The organism is Lentzea fradiae (genome assembly GCF_900100955.1).
In the GTDB taxonomy this organism is placed as follows: domain Bacteria; phylum Actinomycetota; class Actinomycetes; order Mycobacteriales; family Pseudonocardiaceae; genus Lentzea; species Lentzea fradiae.
In genome coordinates, this window is sequence record NZ_FNCC01000008.1 from 287963 (window position 1) to 304779 (window position 16817).

Sequence of the window (16817 nt, forward strand, 5' to 3'; positions counted from 1 at the left end):
GCTCCGCGAGCCGCGGGTGCGTGTTCCGCGCGGCACCGGATCGTCGCCGGGCCCATCGGCCCGGACGCCTGCCTCGCCGAAGGCGGCTGAGCACTTCTTCGAGGAACCCTGCAAGCAGGCCCCGTTCCCCCGTTCGTGGGTGCGGGGCTTTCGCGCGCCATCTTGACCCGTTCGCCGCAGCCCGTCCGCTTCCGGACGGCGGTTCCTCGGCGGCTGGGAAGTCCTCAAAGGACCGAAAAGCTTCGAAAGCCTTTCGAAACAAGGCTTTCGGCGTCCGTTCGGCCGCATCGGCGACGGCGAAACTGCCCCATAACTGACCGATAGCCGATCGAGAGCGCCTCTCCCGATCGTTGTCCCCAGCAAGCCCGCCGCGACCGGAAGAACCGGGACACGTTCCCCGGGACACCTCTTCCGCCGCCAGGGCCGGCCGAGAACGAGACGTCCGGTGGAGACAACGAACCTGGAGAGGAAAGCCATGACTGACTTCGTCCCGCGAGCGGACCTGGATGTGGTGATCGTCGGTGCCGGTCCGCGAGGGCTCTCCGTGCTGGAGAGGCTGGTGGCGCGCCTGACGGACTCCCCCAGGGAGGGCGAGGTGCAGGTGCACGTCTTCGACCCGGACGAGCCGGGGGCCGGGCGGATCTGGAGAACGTCGCAGTCGACCTGTTTCCTGATGAACACCGCCGCCGGCGAGGTGAGCGTGTTCTCCGCGGCGTCGGACGGCGGGCCGGTGAGGGCGGGCTTCGGGCCCTCGTTCGCCGACTGGTTGTCCACCCATCCGCGCTGGTCGCACATCGGGCCGGACGACTACGGGCCGCGGGCGGTGTACGGCGAGTACCTGCGGATGGCGTACGAGGCGATCGTCGCGAACGCGCCGGAGGGGGTCACGGTCCGGCACGTGCCGGAGAAGGCCGTGGCGCTCGCCCGGCAGTTCGGTCTCACGACGGTGACCGGGTCCGGGGGCACGGCGGTGACGGCCGACAAGGTGGTCCTCACGACCGGGCACCCGCGGGTGCGGCCGGACGACGGCGAGAAGGAGCTGCTGACGTTCGCCCGGCACCGGACCGGGCTCACCTACCTGCGCGGCGACTCCGCCGCCGACATGCCGCTCGGGGTGATCGCGCCCGGTGAGCAGGTCGGGGTGATCGGGCTCGGGCTGACGTTCTTCGACGTCATGGCGGAGCTGACGGTCGGGCGCGGTGGCCGGTTCGTCGAGCGCGACGGGCGCACCGAGTACCTGCCCAGCGGGCTGGAGCCGCATCTGGTCGCCGGGTCCCGCAGCGGGCTCGTGATGCTGGCCCGCGGTCGCAACCAGAAGCCGCCGACCTACCGCTACCAGCCGAAGTTCGTCACCGAGGCCGCGATCATGCGGGCCCGGCGCGGCGCGCAGCGGGTCACCGGGTCGGCGCAGCTCGACTTCGTGCGGGACGTGTTGTCGTTGCTGCGCTTGGAGATCGAGCACGTCTACTACGCCACGCACGTCCGGCGCCGGCAGGGCGAGGAGGCGGCGGCGCGGTTCGCGGAGAGCCACCTCGGCTCGGCCGACCGCGAGGCGCTGCTGGCCGAGTGGGGGCTCTCGGACGTGCCGCCGCTCGACCTCGAACGGATGGCGCGCCCGTTCGGCGACCTCTCGTTCGACGGTCCCGGCGCCTTCCACGACGCGTTGCTGGAGCTGCTGCGCGAGGACGTCGCGGAGGCGAAGGAGGGCAACGTCGACAACCCGCTCAAGGCGTCGCTCGACATCCTGCGCGACACCCGGTCGATGGTGCGGCAGGCGGTCGACTTCGCCGGGCTGCGGCCCGAGTCGCACCGCGAGTTCGTCACGTGGTTCAACCCGATCAACACGATGGTGTCCGCGGGGCCGCCCTGGCTGCGGGTGGAGCAGGCGTCGGCGGTGATCCGCGCGGGGCTGCTGACCGTCGTGGGACCGGAGACGTCCGTGCGGGCGGACCACGTGAGCGGCGCGTTCGTGCTGGAGTCGCCCCGCGTCGCCGGGTCGCGGCGGGAGGTCACGACGCTGGTCGACGCCCGCATCCCGCGGCCGACGCTGTCGTCCAACTCCGACGCGCTGATGGCGGGTCTGCTCGCCGACGGGCTGATCACCGAGCTCGTCAACACCGACTCCGCGACCGGTGAGCGGTTCCCCGCGGGCAGCGTCGCCGTCACCCGCCGCCCGTTCCACGTCGTCGACGTGCTGGGCAACCCCGACCCCGACCTGTACGCGCTGGGCGTGCCGACCGAGAACACGCGCTGGTTCACGCAGATCGGCAACGGCAGGCCCGGTCCGATGACCGGGTTCCACACCGACGCCGACGGCATCGCCGAGGACGTGCTGCGCCACCGCGCGGTGCTCCGTGCGCCCGTGACGCCCACCCCGCCCGTGACGCCCGCCGTGCCGCACCCGGCCGCCGCGATCTGAGGAGAAACCCCGTCATGTCACCGAGAACGGCTTTCGAGAAGTTCCGGGCAGCCCGGGACCTGCTGCTGGAGCTCCGCCAGGACCACGACCGCGCGCACACCGAGTTCCGGTGGCCGGAGCTCGACGAGTTCAACTGGGCGCTCGACTGGTTCGACGTCGTCGCCAAGGGCAACGACCGCACCGCGCTGCACGTCGTCGGCGGGCAGACCGAGGAGAAGGTGTCGTACGCGGAGCTGTCGGAGCGGTCCGACCGGCTCGCCAACGGCCTGCGCGCCGCGGGAGTGCGGCGCGGCGACCGGCTGCTGATGATGCTCGACAACCAGCTCGCCGTGTGGGAGGCGCAGCTCGCCGCCATGAAGCTCGGCCTGGTGGTCGTCCCGACCTTCACCACCGTGTCCGGTGCCGACCTGGTCGACCGCGTGGAACGGGCGGACGTGCGGCACGTGCTCACGACGCCGGACCTCACCGAGGGTTTCGCGTGGTTGCCCTCCCACGTGACGAAGATCTGCGCCGGCCGCGTGCCGGGCTGGCTCGCGCTCGACGACCTGAGGTCGGCACCGGCGGGCTTCGTCCCGGACGCGCCGACGCGAGCGGACGAGACCCTGTTCCTGTACTTCACCTCCGGCACGACCTCGCGGCCGAAGCTGGTGCGCCACACCCACGTCAGCTACCCCGTCGGGCACCTGTCCGGCATGTACTGGAACGGTGTCCGGCCGGGGGACGTGCACCTGAACGTCTCCGCGCCCGGCTGGGCCAAGCACGCCTGGAGCTCCTTCTTCGTGCCGCTCAACGCCGAGGCGTCGGTGCTGAGCGTCACGACGGCCAACGCCAAGGACCTGATGGACCGCATGGTCCGCCACGACGTGACGACGTTCTGCGCGCCGCCGACGGTGTGGCGGATGCTCATCCAGGAGGACCTGCGGAACTGGAAGGTGTCGCTGCGCGAGGCCGGTAGCGTCGGCGAGCCGCTCAACCCCGAGGTGGTCGAGCAGGTGCGCGCCGCGTGGGGCGTGACCGTGCGGGACGGGTACGGGCAGACCGAGACCACGGCCCAGATCGGCAACAGCCCGACGCTGCCCGTCCGGCTGGGGTCGATGGGCAAACCGCTGCCCGGCTACGACATCGTGCTCGTCGACCCCGCCACCGGCGCGGTGGGCGACGACGGCGAGGTCTGCGTCAGCCTGTCGCCGCGGCCGCTCGGCGTGATGCCCGGGTACGTCGACGACGAGGAGAAGAACGCCAAGACGTTCGCCGGCGGCTACTACCACACCGGTGACATCGCGCACCGGGACGCCGACGGCTACCTGCACTACCTCGGGCGCACGGACGACATGTTCAAGTCCTACGACCACCGCATCTCGCCGTTCGAGCTGGAAAGCGTTCTCCTCGAACACGACGCGGTGGCCGAGGCGGCGGTCGTGCCCGCACCGGACCCGGTGGGTCTGGTGGTGCCCAAGGCGTACGTGGCGCTCGCGGCGGGGGAGAGTCCCGACCTCGCGACGGCACGCCGCATCCTCGACCACGTCAGGGCGAACCTGGCGCCGCACCAGTGGGTGCGCCGCCTGGAGTTCGCGACCCTGCCCAAGACCACGTCCGGGAAGATCCGCCGCAACGAGCTGCGGGCCCGCGACGTCGAGCGGGCCGCGGGAACCGAGTTCCCCGGCACCGTCGAGTACCTCGCCGACGAGCTGCTGGAGGCCGCGCTGCCCGCGGCCCCCGGAATCGGCTGACAGCAAGCATTTCCCGGCAAGACAGCGTTTCCTCTTTCACCGCACCACCACCTCACAAGGAGAGAACTGCCATGCGCGACATCAAGATCTACTCGTCCCTCTTCGCCGGCGGCCTGCACAACGGCCAGATCAAGTGGGAGGAGTACGTTCAGCCCGGTCGCAACGCGGTGGACGTGGAATGGCTCTACACCGCGGCGGACACCGGTCCCACGGGCGCCGAGGCGTACATCGCCCACTTCAAGCCCGGCTCGCACGGCGACCTGCACGAGCACCTCGGGTTCGAGCTGCTGCTGATCCTGGAGGGCGAGCTGCACAACGACAACGGCGACCGCTACCCGGCGGGCACGTTGTTCATCGAGAAGCCGGAGAGCGTGCACCAGGTCTCGTCGCCGACGGGCTGCTACGCGCTGGTGGTGCGCGAGAAGGGCACCCGGCGGCTCACCGACGACGAGGTGAGCGCCACCGCCGCCGCGGGCGCCGCGGCCCTGTAGGTCCCCTTCGCGGCGGGGCCGCCCCCGGCCCCGCCGCACCACGCCCGTGTCGTCTCGACCGGCGAATCCGTGCAACGACCCAGGAGAAGCTTCCGATGTCCCAGCAGACACAGGAACGACCACAGCCCACCCTGCCCCCGAAGGACGAAGACGTCGTCATCGGGCGCACCGGAAAGAAGCACTCGTCCCGCTACCGCTGGGGCATCCTCGGCATCGGGATCTTCGCCCAGGCGGCGTTCAGCGCCGCGTTCCAGGGCATCCCGACGTCCGGTTCCATCCTGGCCGCCGCGTACGGCTACTCGCTGTCGGAGCTGGGCCTCGTGCTCGCGGCCGTGACGGCGGGCATCTTCATCACCGACGTGTTCTGGGGCATCCTCTCCGACCGCATCGGCGAGCGCATGGTGCTGATCGTCGGCCTCGGCGGCACGACCGCCACCCTCGCCTACGTCACCGCGTTCCTGGTGCCGAGCGGTGATCTCGCCCCGGCGGCCTGGGCGCTCGCCGCGGTGCTGTTCCTCTCCGGTGCGCTCGGCGGATGTGTCAACGGCGCGTCCGGCAGGGCCGTCATGGGCTGGTTCCCCGCCAACAAGCGGGGTTTCGCCATCAGCCTGCGGGTCGCCGCGGTGCCGCTGGGCGGTGCGCTCGGCGCCGCCATCCTGCCCTCGCTCGCGCTCGGCGCCGGGTTCCGCTGGGTCTTCGCGTTCCTCACGGTGTTCATGCTCGCGGCGACGATCGCCGTCGTGCTGTGGCTCGACGAGCCGCCCATCGCCCGCACCAAGGCGTCCGGTGGCATCGCGGCGACGACGACCATCAGCCCGTTGCGCCGCTGGGACATCTGGCGCGTCGCCATCACCGCCTTCCTGCTCGACCTGCCGCAGTTCACCGTCCTCACCTTCGGCACGGTGTTCCTCACCGCGGAGATCGGCCTGCCGATCGAGGGTGTCGTCGTGGCGCTCGTGGTGGTCCAGGTCCTCGCCGCCGCCTCGCGGGTGTGGAGCGGCCGGTGGACCGACAACAGGGGAGGCCGCTACCGCCGGACCCTCGTCCGCGGCTACAGCTGGGCCATCGCGGCCGCGTTCGTCGGTGTCGCCGGGTACGCGTTCGCGCCGACGTGGCTGGTGGTCGTCCTCTTCGTGACCGCGGGCTTCCTCGCCTGCGGCTGGCACGGCGTGCACTACGCGGAGATCGCCACGATGGCGGGCGCGGAACGCTCCGGCACCGCGCTCGGACTGGAGAACACGATGGTGTTCGGCGGCGCGTTCGTCACGCCGCTGCTCATCCCGGTCGTGCTGTCGGCGTCCTCGTGGCCCGTGGTGATGCTGGTCGTCGGCGCCGTGCCGGCGGTCATCTCCGCGCTGATGATGCCGCGCGAGCTGCCGGTCGGGTGAGACCCGGGCACGCCGAAAAGGCCGGGAAGCCGTCAGACGGCTTCCCGGCCTTTCGGCATGCCCGGGTTTTCGGCGCCTGGTGCCGGGAACGCGAAAAACCCCCGTCCTGCAGGGGCACAGGACGGGGGTTTGTCAGGGGGCGGGTCGGCCGGCGGGCCGTGTGCGAGCGGACAGCGGAGGAAGAGACGGCTCACCAGTGGGTGTCTTCGACGCAGATGCCCAGGTCCGCGCTCCAGTGGGTGTCCACGGGGCAGTTGCCGGGGCCCTCGGTGGTCACCGACGCCTTCCAGTGCGTGTCGGCGGAGGCGGTGCCACCCAGGGCACCGAGGAGGGCGACGGTCAGAACGGCGAGGGAGACCAGCGTCGAGGCGGCGGACTTGCGGCTGGCGAACATCTTCTACCTCCGGTTTTCCGGGGCATTCCTGCCCGGCTGGAAGTAGTTCACCGGCCGGCTCCATCCATCCTCGTTCCATGCTCCATCGGTCTGTGCAGAGGACTTCGATAGCCGGCCAAAAGAAGAGCGACAACGCCTTCGAGGTCAGAAGAGCGAGTTCAGCGTGCCGTAGTCGACCCCCTCCTCCAGCTCGGTGCACGTGCCCTTGACCAGCAGTTCCGCCGCGGCCCGCCCGGCGACGGCGTACGCGGCCTGGGCCACGAGCGGACCGGCGCTGACCCGGCGCACCCCCGCCGCCGCGAGCTCGGCCGTGGTGGGACCACCGGGGAAGGCGAGGGCGTTGAGCGGCAGCGCGACCGCCTCGCTGATGCGGCGCAGCACGTCGAGGTCGCTCAGGCCGATCACGTACAGGCAGTCCGCCCCGGCCTCGGCGTACGCGCGGGCGCGGGTCAGCACGTCGTCGAGCCGTCCCTCCGGAGCGCCGATGCCGAGCAGGTAGACGTCGACGCGGGCGTTGATCACGAGGTCCGGCAGCCCGGCCGCCTCCGCCGCCGCACGGGCCTCGCGCAGGCGCTCCGCCTGCTCGGCGGGGTCGAACAGGGTGCCGTCACCCTTCGAGTCCTCGATGTTGACGCCGACCGCGCCCGCGGCGACCACGCCGGTGATGGTGGCGCCGAGGTCGTCGTAGCCGCCCTCGACGTCCGCGGTGACCGGGACGTCCACCGCGCTCGCGATCCTCGCCACGGCCGCGGTCAGCTCCTCGCGGGTCAGCCCGTGACCGTCGCGGCGGCCGAGCGACCACGCCACCCCGGCGCTGGTCGTCGCGATCGCCTTCGCTCCCGCCCGCGCGATCAGCACGGCGCTGGCCGCGTCCCACGCGTTGGGGAGCACCAGCAGGCCGTCGTTGTGCAGGGCGCGGAACGCCGTCGCCTTCTCGTTCACTTCATCGCCTCATTCGGAGTCGGTGCGGGGCCATGCCAGAGCGGCCAGTGTGTCGTCCACCAGTGCCCGCGCCGCCCCCAGGTAGCCGCTGGGACGGGTCAGGGCGGTGAGCTCGGCCGCGGAGAGGTGCGCGGTCACCGCGGGGTCCGCGGCGAGCACGTCGTGCAGAGGTGTCCTCGTGTGGTGGGCGGCGAGCGACGCCGCCCGGATGACCGCCGCGGCCTCGGTGCGGCCGAGCAGCGGCACGAGGGTGGCGGACAGCCGTTCGGAGACGACGAGCCCGTGCGTCAGGCCGAGGTTGGCCTCCATCCGCCCGGCGTCGACGGTGAGGCCCTCGACGAGCTCGGCGGCGGTCTCGGCCGCGCCCGCGGTCAGCCGCAGCAGCTCGCGCAGCGGGTGCCACTCGGCGTGCCAGGCGCCGGCGGGCCGTTCGTCCTCGGCGGGCAGGCACGCGGCGAGCGTCGCGGCGAGGCCCGGGGTCTGGGTGGCCGCCGCGCGGATGAGCGTCGCGAGCGCCGGGTTGCGCTTGTGCGGCATGGCGGACGACACGCCCCGGCCGTCCGCGACGGGCTCGGCGGCCTCACCGATCTCGGTGCGCGCCAGCACCTGCACGTCGGCCGCGATCTTGCCGAGCACCCCGGTGACGAGCGCCGCGGTGAACCCGGTGTCCGCGATCGGGATCCTGTTGGTGTGCCAGGGCAGCAGCGGCGCGGACAGGCCGGTCTGCTGGGCGAACTCCTCGCCCAGCAGGCGGGCGTAGCCGTCGGCGGCCTCTCCGCCGGACTCCACCTTCGCGCTCTCCAGGTAGCCCGCGAGGGTCCCGGCGGCGCCACCGAGCTGGATCGGGAGGTCGAGCCTGTCCCAGCGCTTCGCGGCGTCGTGCACGGCCGTCGCCCAGCCCGCGGCCTTGAGGCCGAACGTGACGGGGACGGCGTGCGCGCCGAGCGTGCGGCCGGCCATCACCGTGTCGCGGTGTGCCGCGGCGAGCCGCAGCGCGGCGGTTTCCACGCGCCGCAGGTCGGCGAGGACGACAGCGCTCGTGCGCGCGACGACGAGCATGGCGGCGGTGTCGAGGATGTCCTGGCTGGTCGAGCCGCGGTGCACGTACTGCGCGGCGGCCGGGTCGACCGCCGCCACGGCCGCGCCGAGCGCGCTCACCACGGCCACCACGGGGTTCGCGGCGCCACGGGCCGCGCGGGCCAGGGCGACGACGTCGAAGTCCGCGGTCTCGACGACCTTCGTGATGACGTCGGCGGCGTGCGCCGGTGCCACGCCGAGCGTCGCCTGCGCCCGCACCAGGGCGGCCTCGGCGTCGAGCATCGCGCGCAGCCAGGCGGAGTCGTCGGTCAGGGACGCGGCCGCGACCCCCGCGCGCACGGGGGCGAGCAGTCCGGCGTCGAGGGGCGGGCTGGTGGCGGGGAAGGCGCTGTCGGGCATGACTGGCTCCAGGGAGGAGGGACGGAAGGGGCGCGCGGGGCACGGCCGGAGGCGTGGCGTGCCCCGCGCGTTCGGGGATCACCGGGGGAGGGTGGGTTCGTGGCGGTCTCCGTTCTGTGGCGGGGGAAGGGGGATCGCGGGACGCCGCGGGGGAAGGGGGTCGGCGTCCCGCGTGGCTCAGAAGCCGGCGATGAGCGACGACCGCGGCACGGCCACCGCCACCGCCAGCGACGCCTGGGCGACCGCGTCGGCGTCGGCGAGGATCACCGAGTTCACGCCGGGACGGATGCCCGCCGCGGTCACCCAGTGCACGGTCTCCGTGGGCACGCCGAAGGCGAACCGCCGCGGGTGCGGCACCCGGCCGGGGCCGAGCACGGGGTACGGGCGCGGCCCGACGGCGAGCCCGCCGGTCTCGTAGTGGCCGCCACCGGCGATCGGGATGCGGTGCAGCACGCACTCGCCGCGGGCGAGGAGGCCGCCCAGCAACGGGTCCGTGGTGGTGCGGATGTCCGGCTCCGGCAGCCGCGCCTCGACCAGCGTGGTCACCCGCACCGGCTCGCCCGGCACCTGCGACGAGCTCACCAGGAACGAGGACCCGTCCGGCGACGGGCGGACCTCCATGCCGGGACCCACGACCCGCAGCACGCCCGCCTCGATCAGCGCGACCATCTCCTCGATGCGCCGCACGGGCGGGCCGATGGAGACGAACGCGTTGAACGGGGTGTACCACTTCTGCAGGTCGTCGCGGTACGAGTCACCGGTGATGCCGCTGTGGTCGACGATCTGGCGGATCTCGTTGCGCAGGTCCCGCATGGCGTCCAAAGCGGACTTGACGGGGCTCTGCACGTTGCCGCGCAACGCTTCCTTGATGTCGTCGCGCAGGTACCCCACGAGCCACGCGCGGTAGTCGTCCGCGTTCTCGAACTCGCGGTCGCCGTAGGGCTTCGAGATGGCGTTCCAGTCCCACCGGTCGGCGGGGGCGATCCCGAAGCGGTCGAGGAGCATGTTCTCCGCCTCGGACCTCGGCTGGTCGAACGGCTCGCCGATCGGGGTGTTCGCGAACTCCTCCTCGCACATCGCGCGGTAGCGCCGCGAGAACACCTCGGACTCGCAGGAGCACGACCGCTGGGCGACCAGGGTGGTGTAGTACACCGAGCGGACCTCGCGGTCGATCAGCGGCCACACCTCGGTGCGGAAGTCGGCGGGACGGCCCCGCTCGGCGCGCCGGCGCAGCGTCCGGATCACCCACGGGGTCAGGAAGAGCGGCTCGTGCCTGCCGAAGGCTCCCTTCTGGTTCTCGCCGCGCGCCGTGTACGGGACGCCGCGGCGGGAACCCGCGATCAGCACCGGCTCCGCGCCGGACGGGTGGTAGGTGAGCGAACCGTCGTCGGCGCGGGAGAACCGGCCGCCGCGCCCGGTGGTGAGCAGGGCCATGTGGTCGAAGAAGTTGAGGCCCATGCCGCGCAACGCGACCTCGTCGCCCGGCTTGACGAACGACAGGTCGGCGTTGGCCGGGTTGCCGGGCGCCACGTAGTGCAGTCCGTTGCGGGCGGCGTGCTCGGCGAGCTCGAACTCCGCCTCGGACATCATGGTCGGCAGGTGGCCCTGGGTCAGGACCACCGAGTCGAGTCCACTGAGGACGGTGCCGTCGTCGAGCTCGACGACCTGGGTGCCGTCCTCGGCGTCGGTGAGGTTGACGGCGGTGACGGTGTGCAGGGTGATCGTCAGGTTGGCGGGCGCGGTCCGCAGCAGGTGCCGCAGCACCCACCGCAGGTAGTGCCCGTACAACGCGCGGGTGGGGTAGGTGTCCGGGCCGAGGTCGCGGCACTCCGCGCGCACCCAGTCCGGCAGGGCGTCCTCGGGACCGAGGTGCTCGGCGAACCGCGCCCACTCGTGCAGGCTCGGTCCCGGCACGATCGGTCCCGCGCAGGTGACGGTCTCGTCGGCGAACATGGTGATCTGGGCGGCGACGGTGTTCATGAGCAGCTCGCGGGACTGGTCGGTGCGCCACACCGCGCTGCCGTTCAACAGGCTCGGGTCCACGACGTGGACGGTGATCGGCTGCGGCGGGTGCTGTGCGGCGGCCGTCGAGTGCAGGCGCTCCAGCACCGACAATCCGCGCGGTCCCGCGCCGATGATGCAGATGTGCGTCACGGTGTCCTCCAGTGGGGCACGACCACACTCGACCCCCAGCGGCGGGTGGAGTCGGTCGGGGAGTGTCGGGGAAGAGGGGAGATCAGCGCTCGGCGTCGGCGAGGGCGGGGCGCACGACTCCGGCCATCTTGCGGCCGAGGCCCATCGCGAGGAGCTCGAGCTTGCCCATGAGCGAGCCGAAGTCGTCGGGCAGCAGCGCCTGCTTGCCGTCGCACAGCGCCTGCTCCGGCGCGACGTGCACGTCGATCAGCAGCGCGTCCGCGCCGGCGGCGGCCGCGGCCATCGAGACGGGCTCGACCAGCGCCGGGATGCCGACGGAGTGGCTCGGGTCGACCATGACCGGCAGGTGCGACCGCTGCTTCATCAGCGCGACCGCCGAGATGTCCAGGGTGAACCGGGTGGCGTGCTCGAAGGTCCTGATGCCGCGCTCGCACAGGATCACCTGGTCGTTGCCCTGCGCCAGCACGTACTCCGCGGCGGCCAGGGTCTCGTCGACCGTGCAGCCGAAGCCGCGCTTGAGCACCACCGGCAGGCCCGACTTGCCGACCTCGGTCAGCAGCTCGAAGTTCTGCATGTTGCGGGCGCCGATCTGCAGGCCGTCCGCCGTCGCGGCGACGCGCTCGACGTGCCGCGGGTCGAGCACCTCGGTGAGGATCGGCAGGCCGGTGTGCCTGCGGGCCTCGGCGAGCAGCTCCAGGCCGGCCCACTTGAGGCCCTGGAAGGAGTACGGGGAGGTGCGCGGCTTGAACGCGCCGCCGCGCAGGCCGACCGACCCGTAGTGGGCGGCGACGTCGGCGCAGGCCAGCAGCTGCTGCTCGTTCTCCACCGCGCACGGGCCGGCGAAGACGCTCAGCGACCCGTCGCCGACGGAGGTCTCGCCGATGCGCACGACCGTGCCCTGGGGGCGCAGCTCGCGGCGGCCCAGCCGGAAGTCACCGGTGACGGCCACCTTCGCGACGGGCGCGGGCAGGCCCGACGGCGGCCGCGTATCCACGCCGGGACCGTGGGCGATGATCACGGGTGCGTCGCCGAGGAACTGGCGGGTGGCGGTCGTGCCGGTGGAGTCGAAGAACCGCATCCACTCGGCGAGCTGCGAGGCGGGCGTGCCGGGGACGAACGAGAGGATCGACTGGCTGGACATGGTGTGCCTCCGTGACGGTGAGGAAGTCTGATGTGGACGCTCGCGCCCCGCGGCAGTGGGACGCCGCGGGGCGCGAGCAGAGGGAACCGGCGCGTGGACGCCGGACGGTCAGTCGGCGGTGGCGAACGACAGCGGGTCCGCCGTCACCGCGTAGCGGGTCAGGTCCGCGTACTTCTCGCGGAGGCTGCGCTTGAGCACCTTGCCGGTGACGCCGACCGGGAAGTCCTCGTCGGTGCGGGCGAGCTCCAGGGCGTCGAGCGTGAGGTGGCCCGCGCGGGCGAGCTCCTCGTTGGCCAGCAACAACATCTTGCCGGGGTCCGGGTCGCTGCCGGGCTGCGGCACGACCACCGCGACCGGGACGACGGCGCCGTCCCTGCGGCCGGCCACGACCGCGCAGTCCACGACGTCGGGGACGTCGGCCAGCAGGATCTCCTCCATGAACACCGAGTAGCCGGTGCGCTCCGCCGTGACGAGCGCGTCGATCGTGCGGTCCACCAGGAAGTAGTCGCCGTTGGAGTCGCGGTAGCCGTTGTCGCCGGTGAGCCAGTACCCGGACAGGCGGCTGCGGTAGTTGAGGTCGTGGTTGCTCCAGTAGCCCGGTGTGATGGCCGGGCCCTTCGCGGCGAGCAGACCCACCTCGTTGTCGTCCGCGTACGTGCCGTCCTGGCGCAGGATCGTCACCTCGGCGACGCCGACCGGCTTGCCCGCGCACCTGTCGTTGCGCTCGGTGTCGAGGTCGCGGATCTTGAGCAGCACGCCCCAGCCGAGCTCCGTGGTGCCCAGCCGGTCGAAGAACGCCGACTGCGGCTTGCCGGGGCTGCGGCGGCCGAGGATGTCCTTGATGTGCGCCTCGTGCACGGCGTCGCCGATCGACACCCACACGTTCACCGAGTCGAGCGCTCCCGGGGCGAGGTCCAGCGCCGGGATCTCCGAGTAGGCGTGGGCGAAGGACATGACCGTCGTCGGCTGGTACTCGGCGACGGCCTGGGCCAGCTCGTCACCGGGTCGGTCGAAGCCCGCCGTCGTCTGGGAGCCGGACAGCACCGCGTAGACCGTGTAGGCGATGCAGCCCAGGTGCGACTGCGGGAGGCTCGTCATCGTCATCGAGCCCGGCTGTTCCTTGAAGTCGACCAGGCGGAACTTCGGGCCCGCGACGATGGAGCCGTGGGTGTGGATCGTCGGCTTGGGCAGGCCCGTGGTGCCCGACGAGTGCAGGATCGTGACGGGGTCCTCGTCGTTGTGCCGGAACCTCGCCGTGTCCGGCAGCTCGGCGCGCTCCGGGAACGGGTGCTCCTCGGCGACCTGCGTCCACACCACCGAGGGCAGCGTCGCGGCGAGCCCGGACAGGACGTCCATCCTGGACCTGTCCGCGTAGATGCCGACCGGGGTGGTCTGGGTCGTGAGCGACTCGGCGATCTCCTTGGACGCCTTGGTGTTGATGAGCACCGCGATGGCGCCGATCTGCGCCAGCGCGTAGAAGTGCACGTGGTAGGCGAACGTGTCCTCGATCCAGATGACGACCCGGTCGCGGGGACGGACGCCCTTCACGTCGTGGTACCAGACCGACCAGCTCTGCACGAGCTCGTCGAGCTGCAGCAGGCTGAACTCCTCCTGCGGCTCGCCCGCCGTGTTCAGCACTGGTCGCAGCGTCCGCAGGAACGGCTTGTCCGGTGCGGGGCTGGCGGCGATCGCGGAGGGGAGCAGGTTGCCGCCACCGATGGACTTGTCGGCGGCGACGGCGGCGCGCTGCTCCACGGAGAGAACGGTGGGAGCGAACGTGGTCATGTGAGATCCCTTCAGGTGGCGGTGGCGGTGCTGCCGCTCTGGCTGTGCTGCGTCTGGAACATCCGGGCGCAGTGCTCGCCGTACGGGGCCAGCTGCTCGCCCAGCACGGACCGCAGAGCGGTCAGGAGATCGGTGAACTCGGCCTCGCCCGCGCCGACGGTGGCGGCGAGAGTGGCCGTGCCCGCGCGCAGCGCGTCACGGGCGGTCTCGGCGAACGGGTTCGCCGACTGGACGTCCCAGTAGACCTCGGGGGTGCCGCCCGCGATCCGGGCCAGCAGGGCCAGCAGGGTCGCGTGCGGGGGTGGTGCGAGTGCGGCCAGCTCGTCGGCGGTGACGCCGAGCTCGGCCAGTGCCGCGCCGAACGACAGCACGGCGGCGTGCGTGAGCGCCTGGGTGGCCGCGGCGAGCCGGTCGTGCCGCTCGGCACCCACCCGCACGACGCGGGCTCCCGCCGTCGTCAGCAGGCCGAGCAGCGACTCGGTGCGCGGGCCCCCCGCCAGCTCCACGGCGGCCACCGGCCGTCCGGGGAAACCGAGCGAGGGGGCGAACATCGGGTTGAGCCCCAGCAGCTCCACGTCGGACCGGAGCCCGGCGGTGGCCTCGGCGTACCGCGACTTGACCGACAGCGTGTCGACGAGCAGCGCGCCGGGGGACATCGCCGGGACGAGCACTCCCAGCGCCTTCAGCGCGACCGCTTCCGGCACCGCGAGCACCACGACGTCGGCCAGCGCGATCTCCGCGGCGAGCACGACGTCCGGAGCGGTGATGTCCTCGCCGGCCGCGCTGTCCGAGACGCGCACCGAAGCGCCCGCCCCGGACAGCAGCTCGGCGAACAACGTGCCCACCGCGCCCGCGCCGCCGACGACGAGGCACCTGGTCATGCCACGTCCTCGAACTCGTCGACCGCCGTGTCCAGCGCCGTGTCGAGGACGGCGGTGATCATCGCCCGCGACTTCACCGCGGTCTCGGCGAACTCCTCCTCGGCGTCGGACAGGGCGATGATCGCGCCGCCGACACCGAAGCGGACCCCGGACTCGGTGGCCACGAGCGTGCGGATGACGATGTTCAGGTCCACCGCGCCGCTCAGGCCGAACCAGCCGATCGCACCGGAGTAGACGCCGCGCGGGCCCTCCTCCAGCCGGTCGATGATCTCCATCGTCCGCAGCTTCGGCGCACCGGTCATGGACCCGCCGGGGAACGCCGCCCGCACGCACCCGACCGGCGACTGCCCTTCCCGCAACGTGCCGCGGATCGTCGACACCAGCTGGTGCACCGGCGCGTAGGTCTCGACGTCGAACAGCTTCGGCACGTGCACCGAGCCGATCTCCGAGACCACGTTGAGGTCGTTGCGGATCAGGTCGACGATCATCAGGTTCTCGGCCTGGTCCTTCTCGTTGGAGAACAGGTCTGCCCTGAGGGCCTCGTCCTCCTCCGGCGTCGCGCCGCGCGGCCGGGTGCCCTTGATCGGCTTGGCCTCGGCGACGCGGTCCACACCGATCGACAGGAACCGCTCCGGCGAGGCGCTCATGACCGCCACACCGGGGAAGTCGAGGAACGCGCCGTACGGGACGGGGCTGATGCCGCGCAGGTGCGTGTACGTGGTGAGCGGGTCGATGCGGACGTCCATGCTCACCTCGTTGGTGAGGCAGACCTCGTACGACTCGCCGTGGTCGATCTCGTGGAAGCACTCGTTGATGCGCTTGAGGTACGCGTCGTGGTCGTGGCGGAGCAGGGTGACACGACGGGCCTGCGGCGAGTTCATGTCCGTCCACTCGGTGACCCCGCGTGCCTTCAGACCGGCACGAGGAGCGGACGCGACCTGGTCGCCCATGACCGAGAGCCAGGACAACGCGTCGGCGTCCACGCCGTTCTCGCTGAGCGCCAGCAGGTACGTCTCGCCGGCGACGTGGTCGATGGCGATCATCCGGTCGGCGAACACCATCGCCGCGTCGGGTTCCTCGGCGTGGTAGGCGATCTGGGCGCCGGACTCGGCCTTGAGCTCGTAGCCGAGGTAGCCGACGTAGCCGAGGTTGAAGTCGAACGGCACGCCGTCCGGCGTCGGGATCGCCCTGGCGGCCAGCTGGCGCTCCAGGTAGGTGAAGAACGGCGACTCGACCTCCGTCGTCGTGCCGTTCTTCTCGACCGTGACGGTGTTCTCCGAGATCCGGTAGCTCAGGTACTCGGCGAGCGGGCCGGACGCGTCACCCATGAACGAGAACCGCGACAGGCTCTCCACCACCGAGCTGCTGTCCAGCCAGAACGGGTGCTTGCCGCCCGCGAAGAGCTTGCGGAACAACGCCTCCGAGTCGGGGTGCACCCCCAGCTTGCGCACGTGCACCCGGTAGCCCCGCTCGCGGGACAGCGCGAGGTCGCGGAAGTTCGCGAGCAGCTCGCGGCCGTACTCACTGCTGATGGACTCGGGGTGGAACTGCACGCCCCAGATCGGCAGGCTGCGGTGCCGCACGCCCATGACGATGCCGTCGGTCCAGGCGATCGGCTCCAGGCAGTCGGGCAGCTCCGTCGCCGCGAGCGAGTGGTAGCGCACCACGTTGTACGGCGAGGGCAGGCCGGCGAAGACGTCCACGCCGGTGTGCTCGACCGGGAACACCCTGCCGTGCACGGGGGAGGGCGCCAGTCCGACCTTGCCGCCGAAGAGGTGGCAGATGCCCTGGTGGCCCAGGCAGACGCCGAGGACCGGCAGGCCGCTCTCCAGGATCGCCCTGGCGCTCACCCCGAAGTCGGTCTCGACGTCAGGACTGCCGGGACCCGGCGAGATCACGACGGCGTCGAACTCGCCCAGGTCGATCGAGGACCAGTCGGCGTCGTTGCGGACCACCGTGGGCGCCACGCCGTTGACCTCGCCGAGCAGCTGGAACAAGTTGTAGGTGAAGGAGTCGTAGTTGTCGATCAGAAGCGTGCGCATGGTGGGCCGCCCT

At 72.0% G+C, this 16817-nt stretch carries 12 protein-coding genes; 4 read left to right on the top strand and 8 right to left on the bottom strand.

Annotated features, from left to right (window positions below):
- Nucleotides 1–475 precede the first annotated feature (475 nt).
- The 4 genes from BLT23_RS20865 (at nt 476) to BLT23_RS20880 (ending at nt 6028) form a co-directional block, all read left to right on the top strand.
- Nucleotides 476–2419 (top strand): FAD/NAD(P)-binding protein, encoded by a 1944-nt coding sequence (locus tag BLT23_RS20865; protein WP_090051477.1) that lies wholly within the window; start codon nt 476–478, stop codon nt 2417–2419.
- Between the two features lie 14 nt (nt 2420–2433).
- Nucleotides 2434–4149, top strand: coding sequence for an AMP-binding protein (locus BLT23_RS20870; RefSeq protein WP_090051478.1), 1716 nt, complete (start codon nt 2434–2436; stop codon nt 4147–4149).
- A 71-nt stretch (nt 4150–4220) separates the two neighbouring features.
- Entirely contained in the window at nt 4221–4640 is a 420-nt protein-coding gene (locus BLT23_RS20875; protein ID WP_090051479.1) for a cupin domain-containing protein, read from the top strand.
- Nucleotides 4641–4735: 95 nt separating this feature from the next.
- On the top strand, nt 4736–6028 hold the full coding sequence (locus BLT23_RS20880) for an MFS transporter (protein WP_090051480.1): 1293 nt from the start codon (nt 4736–4738) through the stop codon (nt 6026–6028).
- A gap of 190 nt (nt 6029–6218) precedes the next feature.
- Here the strand turns inward: BLT23_RS20880 and BLT23_RS20885 are convergent, their stop codons facing one another.
- The 8 genes from BLT23_RS20885 to pabB form a co-directional block, all read right to left on the bottom strand.
- Nucleotides 6219–6422 (bottom strand): hypothetical protein, encoded by a 204-nt coding sequence (locus tag BLT23_RS20885; RefSeq protein ID WP_090051481.1) that lies wholly within the window; start codon nt 6420–6422, stop codon nt 6219–6221.
- Nucleotides 6423–6566: 144 nt separating this feature from the next.
- Nucleotides 6567–7364: an isocitrate lyase/PEP mutase family protein gene (locus BLT23_RS20890; RefSeq protein WP_090051482.1), complete on the bottom strand. Its 798-nt coding sequence runs from the start codon at nt 7362–7364 to the stop codon at nt 6567–6569.
- A 9-nt stretch (nt 7365–7373) separates the two neighbouring features.
- The gene (locus BLT23_RS20895) at nt 7374–8801 is read right to left on the bottom strand and encodes a lyase family protein (RefSeq protein WP_090051483.1); all 1428 of its coding nucleotides are present in this window, start codon (nt 8799–8801) and stop codon (nt 7374–7376) included.
- Between the two features lie 177 nt (nt 8802–8978).
- Nucleotides 8979–10955 (bottom strand): FAD/NAD(P)-binding protein, encoded by a 1977-nt coding sequence (locus tag BLT23_RS20900; RefSeq protein WP_218133807.1) that lies wholly within the window; start codon nt 10953–10955, stop codon nt 8979–8981.
- Nucleotides 10956–11037: 82 nt separating this feature from the next.
- On the bottom strand, nt 11038–12096 hold the full coding sequence (gene aroF / locus BLT23_RS20905) for a 3-deoxy-7-phosphoheptulonate synthase (protein ID WP_218133808.1): 1059 nt from the start codon (nt 12094–12096) through the stop codon (nt 11038–11040).
- A 108-nt stretch (nt 12097–12204) separates the two neighbouring features.
- Complete coding sequence (locus BLT23_RS20910) at nt 12205–13881, bottom strand: class I adenylate-forming enzyme family protein (RefSeq protein WP_090051484.1); 1677 nt, start codon at nt 13879–13881, stop codon at nt 12205–12207.
- A gap of 11 nt (nt 13882–13892) precedes the next feature.
- Nucleotides 13893–14762, bottom strand: a complete 870-nt coding sequence (locus tag BLT23_RS20915) for a prephenate dehydrogenase (RefSeq protein WP_090051485.1) — start codon at nt 14760–14762, stop codon at nt 13893–13895.
- Nucleotides 14759–16804, bottom strand: a complete 2046-nt coding sequence (gene pabB / locus BLT23_RS20920; protein ID WP_090051486.1) for an aminodeoxychorismate synthase component I — start codon at nt 16802–16804, stop codon at nt 14759–14761. The genes BLT23_RS20915 and pabB overlap by 4 nt, the downstream gene beginning before the upstream one ends.
- Between the last annotated feature and the right edge of the window lie 13 nt (nt 16805–16817).

Bases quoted from the DNA above. Each gene is read 5' to 3' on its own strand.
- BLT23_RS20885 (WP_090051481.1), bottom strand. From the start codon at position 6,422: ATGTTCGCCAGCCGCAAGTCCGCCGCCTCGACGCTGGTCTCCCTCGCC.
- BLT23_RS20865 (WP_090051477.1), top strand. From the start codon at position 476: ATGACTGACTTCGTCCCGCGAGCGGACCTGGATGTGGTGATCGTCGGT.
- BLT23_RS20875 (WP_090051479.1), top strand. From the start codon at position 4,221: ATGCGCGACATCAAGATCTACTCGTCCCTCTTCGCCGGCGGCCTGCAC.
- BLT23_RS20880 (WP_090051480.1), top strand. From the start codon at position 4,736: ATGTCCCAGCAGACACAGGAACGACCACAGCCCACCCTGCCCCCGAAG.
- pabB (WP_090051486.1), bottom strand. From the start codon at position 16,804: ATGCGCACGCTTCTGATCGACAACTACGACTCCTTCACCTACAACTTG.
- BLT23_RS20910 (WP_090051484.1), bottom strand. From the start codon at position 13,881: ATGACCACGTTCGCTCCCACCGTTCTCTCCGTGGAGCAGCGCGCCGCC.
- BLT23_RS20895 (WP_090051483.1), bottom strand. From the start codon at position 8,801: ATGCCCGACAGCGCCTTCCCCGCCACCAGCCCGCCCCTCGACGCCGGA.
- aroF (WP_218133808.1), bottom strand. From the start codon at position 12,096: ATGTCCAGCCAGTCGATCCTCTCGTTCGTCCCCGGCACGCCCGCCTCG.
- BLT23_RS20870 (WP_090051478.1), top strand. From the start codon at position 2,434: ATGTCACCGAGAACGGCTTTCGAGAAGTTCCGGGCAGCCCGGGACCTG.
- BLT23_RS20915 (WP_090051485.1), bottom strand. From the start codon at position 14,762: ATGACCAGGTGCCTCGTCGTCGGCGGCGCGGGCGCGGTGGGCACGTTG.